This window comes from Stenotrophomonas sp. PD6 (assembly GCF_049199305.1).
GTDB lineage: Bacteria > Pseudomonadota > Gammaproteobacteria > Xanthomonadales > Xanthomonadaceae > Stenotrophomonas.
On the sequence record NZ_JBLZQD010000002.1, the window covers coordinates 75834 to 92461 of the forward strand.

Annotated in this window: 14 protein-coding genes; 7 read left to right on the plus strand and 7 right to left on the minus strand. The window is 67.6% G+C overall.

All coding sequences use genetic code 11. The annotated features are described in order from the left end of the window. The first annotated feature begins 7 nt into the window (after positions 1–7). The 3 genes from sucD (at position 8) to ACOZHM_RS03355 (ending at position 3637) form a co-directional block, all read left to right on the plus strand. The gene (sucD, locus tag ACOZHM_RS03345) at positions 8–883 is read left to right on the plus strand and encodes a succinate--CoA ligase subunit alpha (RefSeq protein WP_421567541.1); all 876 of its coding nucleotides are present in this window, start codon (positions 8–10) and stop codon (positions 881–883) included. Between the two features lie 170 nt (positions 884–1053). Further along, positions 1054–2688, plus strand: a complete 1635-nt coding sequence (locus tag ACOZHM_RS03350; RefSeq protein WP_421567542.1) for an NAD+ synthase — start codon at positions 1054–1056, stop codon at positions 2686–2688. A gap of 82 nt (positions 2689–2770) precedes the next feature. Further along, positions 2771–3637, plus strand: a complete 867-nt coding sequence (locus ACOZHM_RS03355; RefSeq protein ID WP_421567543.1) for a hypothetical protein — start codon at positions 2771–2773, stop codon at positions 3635–3637. 143 nt (positions 3638–3780) lie between these two features. Here ACOZHM_RS03355 and ACOZHM_RS03360 read toward each other — a convergent pair whose 3' ends face one another. Next, positions 3781–4665 carry an outer membrane protein assembly factor BamD gene (locus ACOZHM_RS03360; protein ID WP_421567544.1) on the minus strand — a complete coding sequence of 295 codons (885 nt, stop codon included), beginning with the start codon at positions 4663–4665 and terminating at the stop codon, positions 3781–3783. A 116-nt stretch (positions 4666–4781) separates the two neighbouring features. Here ACOZHM_RS03360 and rluD point away from each other — a divergent pair, with 116 nt between their 5' ends. Genes rluD through ACOZHM_RS03375 form a run of 3 tightly spaced genes read left to right on the plus strand, consistent with a single transcriptional unit; the run spans position 4782 to position 7005 of the window. Then, positions 4782–5777: a 23S rRNA pseudouridine(1911/1915/1917) synthase RluD gene (gene rluD / locus ACOZHM_RS03365; protein WP_421567545.1), complete on the plus strand. Its 996-nt coding sequence runs from the start codon at positions 4782–4784 to the stop codon at positions 5775–5777. Continuing rightward, the gene (pgeF, locus tag ACOZHM_RS03370) at positions 5777–6583 is read left to right on the plus strand and encodes a peptidoglycan editing factor PgeF (protein ID WP_421567546.1); all 807 of its coding nucleotides are present in this window, start codon (positions 5777–5779) and stop codon (positions 6581–6583) included. Before rluD ends, pgeF begins: the two co-directional genes overlap by 1 nt. Beyond that, entirely contained in the window at positions 6568–7005 is a 438-nt protein-coding gene (locus ACOZHM_RS03375; RefSeq protein WP_421567547.1) for a thiol-disulfide oxidoreductase DCC family protein, read from the plus strand. The genes pgeF and ACOZHM_RS03375 overlap by 16 nt, the downstream gene beginning before the upstream one ends. A 199-nt stretch (positions 7006–7204) precedes the next feature. Here ACOZHM_RS03375 and ACOZHM_RS03380 read toward each other — a convergent pair whose 3' ends face one another. From ACOZHM_RS03380 to otsB, 4 genes are all read right to left on the minus strand, one after another. Continuing rightward, on the minus strand, positions 7205–8476 hold the full coding sequence (locus ACOZHM_RS03380; protein WP_421567548.1) for an OmpA family protein: 1272 nt from the start codon (positions 8474–8476) through the stop codon (positions 7205–7207). 325 nt (positions 8477–8801) lie between these two features. Next, entirely contained in the window at positions 8802–10169 is a 1368-nt protein-coding gene (gene otsA, locus ACOZHM_RS03385; RefSeq protein ID WP_421567549.1) for an alpha,alpha-trehalose-phosphate synthase (UDP-forming), read from the minus strand. Continuing rightward, on the minus strand, positions 10166–11947 hold the full coding sequence (locus ACOZHM_RS03390) for a glycoside hydrolase family 15 protein (RefSeq protein ID WP_421567550.1): 1782 nt from the start codon (positions 11945–11947) through the stop codon (positions 10166–10168). Before ACOZHM_RS03390 ends, otsA begins: the two co-directional genes overlap by 4 nt. Positions 11948–11985: 38 nt before the next feature. Then, a complete protein-coding gene (gene otsB, locus ACOZHM_RS03395) occupies positions 11986–12750 on the minus strand; it encodes a trehalose-phosphatase (RefSeq protein ID WP_421567551.1) in 765 nt (254 codons plus the stop codon). Positions 12751–12881: 131 nt separating this feature from the next. Here otsB and ACOZHM_RS03400 point away from each other — a divergent pair, with 131 nt between their 5' ends. Continuing rightward, the gene (locus ACOZHM_RS03400) at positions 12882–13523 is read left to right on the plus strand and encodes a LuxR C-terminal-related transcriptional regulator (RefSeq protein ID WP_421567552.1); all 642 of its coding nucleotides are present in this window, start codon (positions 12882–12884) and stop codon (positions 13521–13523) included. Positions 13524–13539: 16 nt separating this feature from the next. Here the strand turns inward: ACOZHM_RS03400 and ACOZHM_RS03405 are convergent, their stop codons facing one another. Both ACOZHM_RS03405 and ACOZHM_RS03410 read right to left on the minus strand, forming a co-directional pair. Continuing rightward, entirely contained in the window at positions 13540–14208 is a 669-nt protein-coding gene (locus ACOZHM_RS03405; protein WP_421567553.1) for a response regulator, read from the minus strand. After that, a complete protein-coding gene (locus ACOZHM_RS03410; protein ID WP_421567554.1) occupies positions 14205–16604 on the minus strand; it encodes an ATP-binding protein in 2400 nt (799 codons plus the stop codon). Before ACOZHM_RS03410 ends, ACOZHM_RS03405 begins: the two co-directional genes overlap by 4 nt. Positions 16605–16628 lie beyond the last annotated feature (24 nt).

Sequence of the window (16628 nt, forward strand, 5' to 3'; positions counted from 1 at the left end):
AAATCCAATGTCAGTTTTGATCAATAAGAACACCAAGGTGATCGTGCAGGGCTTCACCGGCCAGCAGGGCACCTTCCACGCCACTCAGATGCTCGAGTACGGCACCCAGGTTGTTGGCGGCGTGACCCCGGGCAAGGGCGGCACGACCCATATCGACCTGCCGGTCTTCAACACCGTTGCCGACGCCGTTGCCGCCACCGGCGCCAACGCCTCGGTCATCTACGTGCCGCCGCCGTTCGCGGCCGACGCGATCCTGGAAGCTGCGGCTGCCGGCATCAAGGTCATCGTGTGCATCACCGAAGGCATTCCGGTGCTGGACATGCTGCGCGTGAAGAACGTGCTGACCCGTTCGCATGCGGACACCGTGCTGATCGGGCCGAACTGCCCCGGCGTGATCACCCCGGGCGAGTGCAAGATCGGCATCATGCCGGGCCACATCCACATGCCGGGCAAGATCGGCATCGTGTCGCGTTCGGGCACCCTGACCTATGAAGCGGTCAAGCAGACCACGGAAGTGGGCCTGGGCCAGTCGACCTGCATCGGCATCGGCGGCGACCCGATCAACGGCCTGAACTTCGTTGACTGCCTGAAGCTGTTCAACGAAGACCCGCAGACCCTGGGCATCATCATGGTGGGCGAAATCGGCGGCGACGCCGAGGAAGCCGGTGCGGAGTACATCAAGAACCACGTGAAGAAGCCGGTTGTCGGTTTCATCGCGGGTGCCTCGGCCCCGGCCGGCAAGCGCATGGGCCACGCCGGTGCGATTGCGTCGGGCGGCAAGGGCACTGCAGAAGGCAAGTTCGCTGCCATGGAAGCGGCCGGTGTTGTCACCGTGCGCTCGCCGGGCGACCTGGGCGCTGCCATCGCCAAGCTGGTGAAGTAACGCAAAGCCCGTCGGGGTAGAGCCGACTGTTGGTCGGCTGCTGACGCGTAGCGCCGGGCTCTGCCCGGCCAACAAAGCCGCCTTCGGGCGGCTTTGTTGCATCTGGAGATTGCGTTTGCCGGGCAGAGCCCGGCGCTACAATGGGCAATCGCAACTACAGGCTTCACCCCATGACGTCGATCCGCATCGCAATGGCGCAGTTTGATTTCCCGGTGGGCGCCGTGGCGCAGAACACCGACAACATCATCGCGATGATTGCCGAGGCGCGCGACGAATTCGGCGCCGAGCTGGTGGTGTTCCCGGAGCTGGCCATCAGCGGCTATCCGCCGGAAGACCTGCTGCTGCGCCCGGGCTTCCTGTACGACTGCCAGCAGGCGCTCACCCGCATTGCCGAAAGCACCCGCGGTATCACCGCCGTGGTCGGCTGGCCGCAGGCCGCCGGTGCGGTGGTGTACAACGCGGCCAGCGTGTTGCGCGATGGCCGGGTGGAACACACCTACCGCAAGCGCGAGCTGCCCAACTACGCGGTGTTCGACGAGCGCCGCTACTTCGACGTCGATCCGGACGGCGGCAGCTGCGTGTTCGAACTCAAGGGCGTGCCGGTGGGTGTGCTGGTGTGCGAAGACCTGTGGTTCGCCGAGCCGCTGGCCGACACCGTGCGCGAGGGGGCGCAGCTGGTGGTGGTGCCCAACGCCTCGCCGTACGAGCGCGGCAAGCACGCCCAGCGCGACGCGCTGCTGGCCGAGCGCACCCGCGAAAGCGGCGCGGCCATCGTCTACCTCAATATGGTGGGCGGGCAGGACGCATTGACCTTCGACGGCGCCTCGGTGGTGGCCGACGGCGACGGCACCGTGCACCCGGCGGCGGCCGCCTTCACCGACCAGTGGCTGGTGGTGGACTACGACGCGGGTTCGCGCCGCTTCGTACCGCGCGAGTGGATGGACGACGGCGACGAGAGCATGGACGCGCTGGCCTGGCGCGCAGTGACGCGTGGCATCCGCGATTACTGCGGCAAGAACGGCTTCAAGAAGGTGTGGCTGGGCCTGTCCGGTGGCATCGATTCGGCGCTGGTGCTGGCCATGGCGGTGGACGCGCTGGGCGCGGACAACGTCACCGCCGTGCGGCTGCCGTCGCGCTACACCGCCGACATGTCCAACGATCTGGCGGGAGAACAATGCCGCGCGCTGGGTGTGAAGCTGGAGGCGGTGTCGATCGAGCCGGTGTTTGAAGGCCTGATGACCGCGCTCGGCCCGATGTTCGAAGGCCAGGCGGCGGACGTGACCGAGGAAAACCTGCAGTCGCGCGCGCGCGGGGTGATCCTGATGGCGCTGTCCAACAAGTTCGGCGGCCTGCTGCTGACCACCGGCAACAAGAGCGAGTACGCGGTGGGCTACGCCACCATCTACGGCGACATGTGCGGCGGCTATGCGCCGCTGAAGGACCTGTACAAGACCGAGGTGTTCGGCCTGTCCAAGTGGCGCAACACGGTGGGCGGCGCGCCGGTGATTCCGCCGGCGGTGATCGCGCGGCCGCCTTCGGCCGAACTGCGCGCCAACCAGACCGACCAGGACTCGCTGCCGGCCTACGACGTGTTGGACGGCATTCTGTACCGCTACGTGGACCAGGAGCAGTCGCGCGAGGAGATCGTGGGGGCGGGCTATGCCGCCGAGGTGGTTGACCGTGTGCTGCGGCTGGTGCGCACCAGCGAGTGGAAGCGCCACCAGGCAGCGCCGGGCCCGAAGGTCTCGCGCCGCGCGTTCGGCCGCGAGCGGCGCTATCCGATCAGCAACGGCTACAAGGGCTGATACACGCCCCTGATGGGTTCTTGAAAGTGGTGGGGAGGGTCTGGACCTAGAGTGCCGGACTCTCCGTCATTGGGCTTCCCCCATGTCCATCATCAATACCAAGATCCATACGACGGTCGCTGCGGCGCTGAGGTGCAAGCTCGGCAACCAGACCCTGTCGCCAAGAACGCTGAAGCTGCTGACCGGAATTGCCAACCGTGAGTTCGGTGGCGATGCCACGCGCGTGTTCGGCAAGGCGTCACCCGGCATCGGCCGGTTCAACGGCGACGCTGCCGGGCTGCGCAGTGCGATTTCCAGCCAGCTGCTCCATGTGCGCTCGCCCCAGCTGGCGAGCGTGATGCGCCAATGGCTGGCGCAGTTGCCTGCGCCGACCGCTCACGCGCAGCTGAGCGCCCTCCCGCACGGCGCTGGCCGCGCCCCGGCTGAGCCAACGCCGGACTACCCCGGCGCGCTCACTGGCGCGCGGACCGCGTCGCTGCTGAAAGAACCTGCACCCGACTACGCGGGCGCGGAGCCCCGCCTGGACTATCAGCGGGTTGAATACGGTCGTTTGGCAACCGTTGTCGACGCGGAAGCGCAGAGCCACCAGGTGGAGACCCGACGCGAGGATGGCGGTAGCCCACCGAGGCGGGTGGCGCAGCCCGATGGCGGCTCGACCGGCGTGGTGAAGGGCGGGCCGTTGCTCAAGCAGTTTGTGCAGGATGCTGCGGATACGCGCTTCTCCACCGGCGAAATGACCCGTTTCTGGGAAGCGGCGCTGTCCGTGCCGGAGATCAGCGCCGTCATGCCCCAAGAGACGCTGGAGGGTGTGGTGCGTCTGCTTGAATACCCTGGTGCCTGGGCGAACTACCAGCTTGGGGTTACCGCGGTTCGGCCGGAACAACCGGTACCGCCGTCGGCGGCCATGCTTGCCGCGGTGATCCAGGCGGCTGGGGTTTCCTTCGAGTAGCCTGGAGCAGCCGGGCATGGCCCGGCTCTACGGCAACACGCAGCCGGGCATGGCCCGGCTCTACGGCAACGCGCAGAGCGGCCGGTACGGCCAACGAAAAAGGGTCCCTTGCGGGACCCTTTTTCCTGCAACGCCGCGCTGTATCAGCGGCGGTTCAACGTGGCATTGCGCTGGCCGGTGCTGGCGGACTTCTCGCCGGCAAACGGGTTCAGCTTACGCACCATCCACGGGTACTTCGGCCAGTCGCCCTGCAGCCAGGGGTGCTCGGGCTGGTTCAGCTCCAGCACGCGGCGGGCGTCGTCGGCCAGGGTCTTGTTGCCCAGGTGGGTGTAAGCCTCACCCAGTGCGGCCACGGCGTCGTACTGGAACGCGCTCTGCGGGTAGGTTTCCAGCAGGTAGTTGGCGCGGCCGGCGGCCGACACCCACGCCTCGCGGCGCAGGTAGTACAGGGCGTTGTCCAGCTCGTGCTGGGCGAACACGTCGCGCAGCTCCAGCATGCGCTGGCGCGCGTCAGGCGCGTAGCGGCTGTTGGGGTAGCGCTCGACCACGATGTTGAAGTCGGCGTAGGCCTGGCGCGGGGTGGACAGGTCACGGCGGCTCGGGTCCAGCGACCATACGCGGCGCAGGAATACCGTATTGCGGTTGCCGTTGGCCAGGCCGCGCAGGTAGTACATGTACGCGATGTTGCGGTGGGTCGGGTAGGTACGGATGAAGCGGTCGATGCTCGACACCGCGTCATCGTGCTTGCCGGCCTTGTACTGGGCGAAGGCGGTTTCGATCATCGCCTGTTCGGTGTACGGGCCATACGGGTACTGGGCGATCAGGCGACGGAACGTGGCTTCGGCGCCGCTCCAGTTGCCCTTCTCCATCAGGCCGTGGCTCTTTTCATAGATCTTTTCGACCGGCTGGCCTTCCTCGGGGTTGTCACCCTTGGCGCCACGGTGGCAGCCGGTGGAAACGAGGGCCAGGACCAGCATCAGGGCCGCAGTGCGGACGGGCGCGGACAGCAGGGAAGAGCGTCGGATCATGGGGTCTGGGCGGGACGCGGCTGGAATACGAGGGGTCGATGATAGCCTAGTGGCCTGTCCTGCGACTGAAAGTGGTCGCCCGGACCCCAAAATTGTCTCCTTGCGGTGTGCTCCCCATGTCCGATAACGCTTCTGAATCCGAATCCGTCCGCCAGGCCGTCGTGCCCGACACCGCCGCCGGGCGGCGCTTCGACGCCGTCCTGGCCGAACTCTTCCCCGAATTCTCCCGGTCCAAGCTGACCGAGTGGATCAAGTCCGGCGACGTCCTGCTGGACGGCGAACCCGTGCGCGGGCGCGCGCCAGTGCGCGGCGGCGAGGTCGCCAGCCTGCATGTCGTGCTCGACACCCAGACCCATGCCGAACCCGAAGACATCCCGCTGGACGTGCTGTACGAAGACGAGCACGTGTACGTCATCAACAAGCCGGTCGGCCTGGTGGTGCACCCGGGCGCGGGCAACCCGACCGGTACGCTGGTCAATGCGCTGCTGTTCCGCGACCCGTCGCTGTCGGTGCTGCCGCGCGCCGGCATCGTGCACCGGCTCGACAAGGACACCAGCGGCGTGATGGTGGTGGCGCGCACGATCCAGGCGCAGACCGCGCTGGTGGAGCAGCTGGCCGCGCGCAACGTGCACCGCCAGTACCTGGCGGTGGTGGTGGGCGCGCTGGTTTCCGGCGGTACCGCCGATGCGCCGATCGACCGCCACCCGCGCGACCGCATCCGCATGGCCGTGCGCGAAGACGGCAAGGACGCGGTCACCCATTACCGCCTGCGCGAGCGCTTCCGTGCGCACACCGCGCTGGAATGCCGCCTGGAAACCGGCCGTACGCACCAGATCCGCGTGCACATGGCCCACCTCAAGCACGCCATCGTCGGTGATTCGCTGTACGGCGGTGCGTTGAAGCTGCCCAAGGGTGCCACCGACGACCTGGTTGCGCAGCTGCGCGGCTTCAAGCGCCAGGCACTGCACGCCGAGACGCTGGAGTTCGCGCACCCGATCACCGGTGAGCCGATCCGCAACAGTGCGCCGGTGCCGGCCGACATGCTGGCGCTGCTGGAAGCGCTGCGCGAAGACAGCAAGCGCTTCGCGGAGCTGGAGCGCGGTCGCCGCTGATGGCTACCAAGCCGTTGCCCGTGTCGGGTGTTCCGGCTGTGCCGGTGCTGGCGGCAGACTGGCCGGCGCCGCCGGGCGTGCATGCGCTGACCACCCTGCGCTACGGCGCCGGCGGGTCGCAAGCGCCGTTCGACCAGTTCAACATGGGCAACCGCTACGCCGCCGACGGCGATGACCCGGAGCAGGTGCAGCGCAACCGTGACCTGTTGCAGGCCGGGCTGGCGCTGCCGTCGGCCCCGCACTGGCTGCGCCAGGTGCACGGCACCGGGGTGCTGCGTTTCGACGCGGCGCCCGGCGCCCCGGGGGTGGCGAACGAGCCGACGGCGGACGCGGCGGTCACTTCTGTGCCCGGGGTGGTGCTGGCCATCCTCACCGCCGACTGCCTGCCGGTGGTGTTTGCCGCCCGCGACGGCAGTGAGATTGGGGCCGCCCATGCCGGCTGGCGCGGGCTGGCCGACGGCATGCTGGAGGCTACGGTGGCCGCCATGCAGACCGCGCCGGGGTCGTTGCAGGCCTGGCTGGGGCCGGCCGCCGGGCCGGCCCATTACGAGATCGGAGAGGACGTGTTTGCGGCCTTCGTCGACCGCGACGCGGCAGCCGCCGCCGCCTTCAGCGCGACCCGCCCGGGGCACTGGAAGGTGGACCTGTATGCGCTGGCGCGTCGGCGGCTGCAGGGCGCCGGGCTGGACCCGGCCGCGATCAGTGGCGGCCAGTGGTGCAGCATCGCCGACCCGCAGCGGTTCTATTCGCACCGCCGCGACCGGCGCACCGGCCGCATGGCGACGTTGGCGTGGATCGCGCCGTGAGTCGGGTCGAGGCCAGTTCCGGTGAGTTCGGCCCGGTCATCGTGTTTGATGGCGTGTGCGCGCTGTGCAGCCGCTGGGTCTGGTTCCTGTTGCGGTTCGATCGTCGCGGCCGCTACCGGTTCGCCGCGATGCAGGGTGCGCACGGGCGCGCGCTGTTGCAGCAGCACGGGCTCGATCCGGAGGACCCGTTGTCGTTGCTGGTGGTGGAGGATGGCCGCGCCTGGAGTGATACCGATGCCATCGTGCAGGTGCTGGCCGGCCTGGGCGGCGCGTGGCGGGTGGTGCGGGTGGTGCGCGTAATGCCACGCCCTTGGCGCGACCGCGCCTACCGGGTGCTGGCCCGCAACCGTTACCGCTGGTTTGGCCAGCATGAGGCGTGCTTCGTGCCCACGCCGGCACAGGCGGGGCGCTTTCTGGATTGACCGGGCTGCGGTCTGCACCGCGCAGCCACGCATGGCGTGGCTCTACGTCGGTAGGCAACGTAACCATCTGGTGGCACACGTTCCGTAGTGCCACGCCATGCGTGGCAACGCGGACCCGACCCGTGCGCGATCCGCCCTGCGTGGCATCGCGGACCCAACCCGTGCGCGATCGCCCTGCGTGGCAACGCGCACCCCGTGCTCACCGGATGACCGAATACACGATCCGTCGGTTGCGTTCGCGGCCCGCTTCCAGCCGGTTGTCGGCCACCGGCTGCTCTTCCCCGTAGCCGCGTGCCTGCAGCGTGTGCGCGGGTACGCCCAGCGCCTTCAGTTCGGCTACGACCGCCTCGGCGCGCAGCTGGCTCAAGCCGAGATTGCTGTCGGCGGTGCCCAGGCTGTCGGTATGCGCGGCCACTTCCAGGCGCAGCGCGGGACCGGCGGCGCGGATGGCGTGCGCGCTGGCGCGCAGCATGTCCAATCCATCAGCGCGTAGCACCGAGGACTTGTGCTCGAAGCGGATCGCGCCCTGGTTCAATGCGTCCACCAGCTGCGCGGGCGCGGGCGCGTCGGGCAGGCGGGCCAGCGCCACCCGGCCCGGATCCCACAGCCCCGTCACCTGCAGGTGGCCGAAGCCGCGGCGCAGGGTATCGGACACGCTGACCCGGTCCGCTTCCGGCAGGGCTGCCATGTCCACGTGCAGCGTGTCGCCGCTGAACGACAGCGACAAACCGGGATGGCGCAGCACCGGCACCAGGGTCACCATCCGGTCCAGCCAGCGCGGAGCCCGTGCATGCGGGTCGCGCTGGATGTCGCCACTCACCCGCGCCTGGCCGTAGTGCCCGACCAGTGCGCTCCAGACCTTGCGCCGGTCGGCCTCATCCGGCAGGCGGCCACGTACGTCGATGACGCCGGCATGGTTCACCAGCGACAGCCGCGGCGGGGTCTGTCGCTCTGCGGCCGCCGCTGTGCCGGCGGGGGCCACCCGGGTTTTCTGGTGGATCCAGCCGGTCAGGCACAGCAGGGCGCCGGCCACCAATACCCACGACAGGCCGCGCAGCACGCTGCCACGCACCGCGCGCGGCACGGTCGCGGGGGTGCCGCGCTGGCGCAGCGGGACCGTCATGGGGCGCGTGAGGCGTGCCTGCTGGTCCAGCACATCCAGCAGGCCCGGCAGCAGGTCGGCCGCGACCACGGCAAACATGCCGGTGGGGAAGGCGGCGCGGCGGGCCAGCACGGCCAGTTCGCCGCGCCCGATCGCGCATTCGAGCTGGCTGGCCAGCAGCCGCTGGGGCCGCCCGTCGGCGGGAAACTGGTCGCCCAGCCCCACCGCGTCGAAGCGGCGGCGCAGGCCATGCACGCCGTCGGGCAGGGTGTGGATGTAATCGACCAGGACCTCGATCAGGTTGCGCGCGCGGTGGCCCAGTCCCATGTGCAGGGCGGTGTCTTCAATGTATCGGTCCAGCAATGACATCAATCGGATTCCCGGATTCAGGACCGCGCAGGCGGTGCTGCGCAGGTCGCCCCATGCGACATGCATGGGCTCTGCGGGCGTCAATGTCGGGAGAACCTGTCAATGCGAAATGAAAGTTGCGATCGCCGCAGGTTACGAATCCAGCGGGTGCTCCCATCATTTAGGACTTCTATCGAACAGCGAACCTGTCAGCGGTGCGCCTGCGACGTGCACCGTGCCTGAAACGACACACTCCTAAATGTGGTGCAGCACTGCGATTGATGCGCAGTGCAGGGGTCAAAAGGTGGTGATTGCGACACTCTGGACACTCACGAGCGTGTCGCAATCAGCCCCTTTCCAGCGCATCCAGGTAGCTCTGGCGCCAATGGTTGATGTCGTAGGTGCGCAGGTGCTCCATCATGGCCTGCCAGCGCTCGATGCGTTTGCGCAGCGGCATGGTCGCCGCCGTGGCGATGGCATCGGCCACGCCGTCCAGGTCGTGCGGGTTCACCAGCAGCGCCTGTTTCATCTCGTCGGCAGCACCGGCCAGCAGCGACAGCACCAGCACGCCCGGATTCTCCGGGTCCTGCGAGGCCACGTATTCCTTGGCCACCAGGTTCATGCCATCGCGCAGCGGCGTCACCAGCCCCACGGCGGCGGCGCGGTAGAAGCCGGTGAGGGTGGCGTGGGCGAAGTTCTGGTTGACGTAGCGCAGCGGGGTCCAGTCCGGCTCGGCAAAACCGCCGTTGATGTGGCCGGCAATCTGTTCGAGCTGGCTGCGCAGTTGCCGGTACTCGGTGACGTCGCCGCGCGATACCGGCGCGATCTGCAGGTAGGTCAGGCTGCCGCGCTGGTCGGGATGGCGTTGCAGGTAGCGCTCGAAGCCCTGGAAGCGTTCGGGCAGCCCCTTGGAATAGTCCAGCCGGTCCACGCCGATCGCCAACTGACGGTTGCGCAGGCTGTTGCGCAGGTCGCGCACGGCCGGCTTGGCGGCACCGGCCTTGGCCTGGCGTTCGATGTGTGCGGTATCGATGCCGATCGGGAAGGCCGCCGCGCGGAAGCGGCGGCCACCGGGGGCTTCGAGCATGCCATCGGGCAGCACGCGGCCGCCGCCGAACAGCCGCACGTACGACTGGAAGCGGTCGGCATCGCGCTGGGTCTGGAAGCCGACCAGGTCGTACGCATACAGGCTGGAGAACAGGCGCAGGTGGTCGGGCATGGCCTGCAGCAGGTCCGCCGAGGGCATGGGCACGTGCAGGAAGAAGCCGATGCGGCAACCGATGCCGCGCTCGCGCAGCAACGATGCCAGCGGAATCAGGTGGTAATCGTGGATCCACACGATGTCGTCGTCGCGCAGCAGCGGCGCCAGCTTCTCGGCGAACAGCGCGTTGACCCGGCGGTAGGTCTCGCGGGTGGCGCGGTCGTAGTCCACCAGGTCCAGGCGGAAGTGCAGCAGCGGCCACAGCGTGCGGTTGGCGAAGCCGTTGTAGTAGCCGTCGACGTCGCGCTTGTTCAGATCCATGGTGACGTAGCGGATGTCACCCTCGGTCTGTTCGTGCAGGCTGCCGCTGGGGTCGCGCACGGACTTGCCGCTCCAGCCGAACCACAGCCCGCCGCGTTCCTTCAGCGCGGCCAGCAGGCCCACCGCCAGTCCGCCCGGTGCGGCGACACCGGGCGCGGCGACCCGGTTGGACACCACCACCAGCCGACTCATGACGCCTCCTGCCAGCTGCGCGACAGGCGCATGGCGGCGGTGACCAGGCCCACGTGCGAATACGTCTGCGGGAAGTTGCCCCAGGCTTCGCCGTTGTCGAAGGCCAGGTCCTCGGACAGCAGACCGAGGTGGTTGCGACGCTCGAGCAGCGTTTCGAACATCTCGCGCGCCTCGTCCATGCGCCCGATCGCGGCCAGCGCGTCGATGTACCAGAACGTGCAGATGGTGAAGCTGGTCTCCGGCTCGCCGAAATCGTCCGGCGCCACGTAGCGGTACAGCGCGTTGCCGTGCTTGAGATCGCGGCCGATCGCCTCGACGGTGGCCACGAAGCGGGCATCATCCGGCGCGATGAAGCCGATGTCGGCCAGCAGCAGCAACGAGGCATCCAGGCGGTGGCCACCGTAGGTGTCGGTGAAGTAGCCCAGCTCTTCGCTGAAGGACTCGCGCATGATCCGTGCGTGGATGGTGTTGGCACGGTCGCGCCAGTATTCGGCGCGGTGGTCCAGCTTCAGGCGCACGGCGATCTTGCACAGGCGGTCGCACGCGGCCCAGCACATTGCGCTGGTGTAGGTGTGCACTTCGGTGCGGCCGCGGAATTCCCACAGTCCTGCATCGGGCACGTCGTGCAGCGCGAATGCCTGCTCGCCCAGCGGCTCCAACCGCGCGAAGGTGTGGTTGTCGCCCGGGTCCTGCAGGCGGCGGTCGAAGAACAGCTGGGTGGAGGCGAGTACCACGCTGCCGTACACGTCGTGCTGGCGCTGCACCCAGGCCAGGTTGCCACGCCGCACCGGGCCCATGCCACGGTAGCCGTCCAGCGAGGCCACTTCGCTCTCTTCCAGCTGGGTCTCAAAGCCGATGCCATACAGCGGCTGCAGGCTGCCGTCGGTGGTGGCCAGGTTGAAGATATAGCCCAGGAACTGCTCCATGCTGCGGGTGGCGCCGAGGCGGTTGAGCGTGCGCACCACGAAGGCGGCGTCGCGCAGCCAGCAATAGCGGTAGTCCCAGTTGCGGATGCTGCCCGGGGCCTCGGGAATGGAGGTCGTCATCGCCGCGATGATCGCGCCGCTGTCCTCGTACTGGCACAGCTTCAGCGTGATCGCGCTGCGGATCACCGCGTCCTGCCACTCCAGCGGGATGGACAGGTAACGCACCCATTCGCGCCAGTAGTCGCGGGTGCGCTGGAAGGATTCCTGCACATAGCCGCTGAGCGAACGGTTCAGCGATTCGTCCACGCCCAGCACCAGGTGCACGGGGTGGTTGAGTACGAACGGCAGTTCGTCGCGCACGAAACGCATCGGCACGTCGGTGGTCAGGCGCAGCACGTGGTCGGGCAGTACCCAACGGATGTGGTTGCTGCCCCAGGTGGCCTCGGGCACGCGCGCGCCCCAGTCGGCCAGCGGCCGTGCGCGCACGATGATGCGCGGCGTGCCGGCCAGTGGCCGCACCTGCCGGATCAGGCTCACGGGCCGGTAGAAACGGTCGTTCTGGCGCCAGCGCGGCGCGAAGTCGATGATCTCCAGCGAACCGCCATGCCTGTCATGCAGCACGGTGCGCAGGATGGCGGTGTTGGTCAGGTATTCCTGCTCGCTGCTCACCATGTCTTCCAGTTCGATGGCGAAATCGCCACCGATCTGCTGGTTGGGCTGGAGCAGTGCGCAGAAGGCGGGGTCGCCGTTGAAGGTGGGCAGGCAACTCCACACCACGCGGGCGTTGCGGTCGATCAGGGCGCCGAAGCTGCCGTTGCCGACAACGCCCAGGTCCAGGTTGGTTTCACTCATGGGGGAGGATGCTCTCAAACGAGGGGGATCTCGAAACATCAGTAGGCGTTTTCGCGCAACCAGGCATGCACGCCGCGCACGTGCGGCAGGGCGAACACGGCGGCGCTGGGCTCGCGTTCGCCGACCAGCACGCTCCAGCCATGCAGCGTGTTGGCAGCATCGAAGCCGTATTCGTCGGTCAGGTCGTCGCCGAGAAAGACGGGGATGCGTCCGCGGAAGGGCGACTGCTGCATCAGCTGGCGAATGGCGCGGCCCTTGTCGGTGCCTTCGGGAACGAATTCGACCACGTGGTCGCCCGGTTGCAGGCGATAGCCGGCATGCCCGCGGATATGCCGTTCGGCAAAGGCCTGCACGTCACGCGCTGCATGCGGTGCGGCACGCCAGTGCAGTGCCAGGCTGTGGCCCTTGTCTTCCACCAGCACACCCGGGTGGCCGTGCGCGAACCGCATTGCCTGCTGGTGCACGGCGTGCAGCCACTCACCGGTGTTGTCGTCGTGGTCGGCGTTGACCGCATGGGTCTGCCCGGCAAAGCTGCGCACCTGGTGCCCATGCAGGCCGGCGGCAGGCAGGTGCAGCGGGGCAAAGAGCCGGTCCAGCTGCTCGAGTGGGCGCCCACTGATGAGCGCCACCGCGCCTTCGAGCCGGTCGCTGATGCGGCCAATGGCCTCGCGCACCTCAGGCAGCAGGATCACCGCCGCGGGGTCCTCTGCGAATTCGATCAGGGTGCCGTCCACATCCAGGAACAGCGCGCACGCATCGTCCAGCAGTGGCGGCGGCGGACGTTGGGGGAAGTCGTTGGCCATGGGCGCCAACATGCCAGCGCGGGCGTGATTGCCGGGTAACGGCACCCAGCCGGCTTTTCAACTTCGTTCGATACGCACGCCAAGAGGCCACGCCTACTGTGGGGGACGGGATGAACTGCCAGGCCGCGAAGATGAATGATGACATCCGCATTGTGGTATTTGACCCCCATCCCCTCGTGAGGGCGGGATTGATGCATTACGTCAGCTCCGTGCCGGGCATGGTGATCCAGGGGCAGTTTGGCCGGCTTCCGGAACTGCTGGCGGGCGCAGCGCTGGCGACGGCCGACGTAGCGGTCGTGGACTGCTTCCCGCCCGGGCGAATACTGGATGCGACGGTATTGCTGAGGGCGTTGCGGTCCGCCAGCAATTGCCGGCTGGTCGTGTTCACGGCCGAGACCGGTGAAGGTCCTCGGGCCTTGTGTGGGCAGCTGGGCGTGGATGCATTCGTCGACAAGCGCTCGCCAGTGAGCCAGCTGGTGGACGCCGTGCGCCGGGTGATGCGGCCGCGTCGACACCGTCCGGCTGCCAGCGGTGGCGACTTCCTGCTGTCGGGCCTGCAGCGGCTCAGCGCAAAGGAAAACACGGTGATGCGCCTGGTGGCGGAAGGAAAGTCGACCCAGCAGATCGCCGGTGTATTGCAACGAACCAAGAGCACGGTCAGTACCCACAAGGTCAATGCGCTGCGCAAACTCTGTCTTGCAGGGGAGCGCGAGTTCCTGCGGCTGTTGCCCGACGCATTCGTCTGGCCGGAGCGGCCCGGGTCCGGCCGGTGAAGCCGTGGCTCCGGCGTCAACGGCCCTCGATCAGGCCGCGCATCTTGAACAACTCCGCATCGCTGCGGATCCCGAGCTTCTGGTAGGCGGACTTCTTCTGGCTGCTGATCGTACTCATCGCACGCGAGAACTTGGCCGAAATCTCGGTCGTGGTCATCCCATCAAGAATGCAGCGAAGAACTTCATGCTCGCGTGGCGTGAGCTCCTCACGTGTGGACCCGGTGACCAGGCCCTTGACCGGGCGGCTCTCATTGAGCGCGTCCAGCTCATGGCGCATGTCCTCATGCAGATACAGGCGACCGGCTGCCACGCAGGCGATGGCCTCGACAAGGTCTTGGGCGCCTTGGCTCTTGGAAATGAAGCCGTTGACGCCGGCCTGCAGCGCCAAGGCCACCGTTGCCGGGTTGAAGTGGGAAGAAAGGACGAGGACGGCTACTGAAGGAAAACGCATGCGTAGTGCGCGCAGCAGTTTCACGCCATCGACGTCATGCGGGCCGAGTGCGAAGTCGACGATGGCGATATCGACAGGAAGCGCCGCAGTGCTCAATCCGTGGATCAGGTCGCGGGCGGTTGTGTAACGTCCCACGATCTCGATGCCTTCAGCGCCTGCGAGGCGGCTTTCCACGCCCTCGATGACGATGGGATGGTCGTCGAGCAGCACGATACGGCGGACTGGGTGGCTCATGTCAGGTGTTCCGGGGGCGGGCAGGGAGCGGGGGCAGGTGCGGGCGGGATCAGGCTTCCAAGGGCGGTCAGCCGCGCTGGATCCGGAAGGTTCCCGCCGTGAAGGGTGGTCTCAACGTGTTCCGCGGCCGCCGCCAGGGGGCCAAGGTCCAGCATGAGCGCCGCACCACGCAGGCGATGCGCATGGTGGCGTGCGAGCGGCAGGTCGCCGGCCGTGACGGCGGCGACCAGTGCGATGTGGTCTTCGCGCAGCAACGCCGGATGGTCCGTCGGCGGGGAAGGGGACACGACGGCGTCGGCGCTGGGTTCCGCCATGTTCACCGGCCACAGCTCAAGCGTGCTGCGCAACTCCTCCAGCCGGAGCGGCTTGCGCAATACGCCATCCATGCCGCAGTCCAGGCAGGCCGCCAGGTGCTCGGCGCCGGTCGATGCTGAAATGGCCACAATCGGAAGATGCATGGAAGGGGTGGGTCTGGCGCGGATGCGGCGCGTGGTTTCGTAACCATCCATCACAGGCATGTGGCAGTCCATCAGGACCAGGTCGAACGAGCGCTCCTTAAGTAATTGCAGTGCTTCCGCGCCGCTCGTCGCCATCGTGGGCTCGACGCCCAGCTCCAGCAACTGCTGGTGGATGAGGGCGCGGTTGCCTGGGTGATCTTCCACGACCAGCACGCTTCCCCTGGCGGGCGGATCGACGAACGACGCGTCTACGATATCCACCTCAGCGGCGGCCGGCTGCGGAAGAGTGGCCACTGCGGCGATGGAGTCCGGAGACGGCGTGATCCGCTCCACCGGCAGGCGGAACGACACTGCCGTGCCCCCGCCTGGGGTGCTCTCCAGGGAAATGGCGCCCCCCATCATCTCGACCAGTTCGCGGCAGATGGTCAGCCCCAGTCCAGTGCCGCCGAATTCCCGTGTTGTGGAGTCGTCCGCCTGCGCGTACGCCTTGAACAGTTGCGCCTGTTGTTCCGGTGCGATGCCGATACCCGTATCGGCCACGCGTACGTCAAGATGCGCGTCCGAAGCGCCTGGCAGGCCGCGCACGCTGGCGGCAACGGATATGCGACCGGCGTGGGTGAATTTGACGGCATTTCCGAGCAGGTTGTTGAGAATCTGGCGGACGCGTGTAGGGTCCAGCAGCAACCGGTCGGCCGCCGGAAGGTCTACCTGCATATCCACGCTCAGGCCCTTGGCCTGCGCATGTGGCCGGACGAGCGCACAGGCATCCTCAATGAGTTTTGCCAGATCAACGGGTAGCCGTTCCAGCGTGAGCTTGCCCGCATCCAGCTTGGACAGATCCAGCACGTTGTCGAGCAGGTCCATCAGGGCTTCAGCCGATTCGGCGGCCGCCCGGGTGAAGGTCTGCTGTCGGGCATCCAGGCGGGTGCGGCCGAGCAGCTCGATGGAGCCCAACATGGCGTTGAGCGGCGTGCGGATTTCGTGGCTCATGGTGGCCAGGAAGCGCGCTTTGGTCCGTTCACTGCGCACTGCCCGCTGGCTCGCGAGGCGGGTGCGCCAGGCAAAGAATGCCAATACCAGCATGCCCAGCGTAGCCAGCAGGATCTCGATGCGGCGGTAGTGCAGGATGGACCAGAGCGTCGGCGCACCGTAGTCGGCCTGCGTGAGGTGGCGTTCATACAGCACGTCGCTTTCATGTGCGGTGATCGACCCCAATGCCTTCTCCAGGATGGAGAACAGGATCGGTTCCGACGCACGGACGCCCATCTGTGCACGGTACGGTGGCAGGTCGAGCATGCTCGCAACACCCAGCTGGTCGCCGTAGCGTCGTCGCAACAGGGGCAGCAGTGTCGCCTCGGTGCCTACCGACGCGTCTGCCCGTCCATCGATGACGGCCCGCAGGCTGGCTTCCGGGCTGCCCACCTCCAGTGGAATCACGCCGGGGCGGCGGTCGGTAAGGATCTTCTGCACATCCGGACCCCCGCGAATGGCCACGCGCTTTCCATCCAGTGACGTGATGTTGAACGTTGAGCCTGCATCGCCGCGGGTGACGAAGATCAGCGGGCTGGCGAAGTACGCCTGCGTGTAGCGGAGCTCACGCTGCACTTCCGGTCTCACGGTGGTGGGGTTTGCATTGGGGAACAGGTCGACCTTGCCTGCCAGGAACGCGTCCTGCGACGCCTGCCAGCTCTGCGCTGGCACCAATTGGAAACGGATGCCCGTGCGCTTGGCCACGGTGTCCAGGTACGCGGCAATAAGACCACGATAGCGTCCGTCGACGATGTCTTCCAACGGGCTGATATCGGGCGCACCCGCGTAGTAGACGACCGGGTGCTGCCGGATCCATTCGCGCTCTGCTTCCGAAAATTGCGGAGCGCCGGCGGATGCCGTCGCGCACCACACAGAGAGCAGGACCAGCAGGAAGCAAGCGCGGACCATGAAAGGAACTCCTGGGGAACGGAG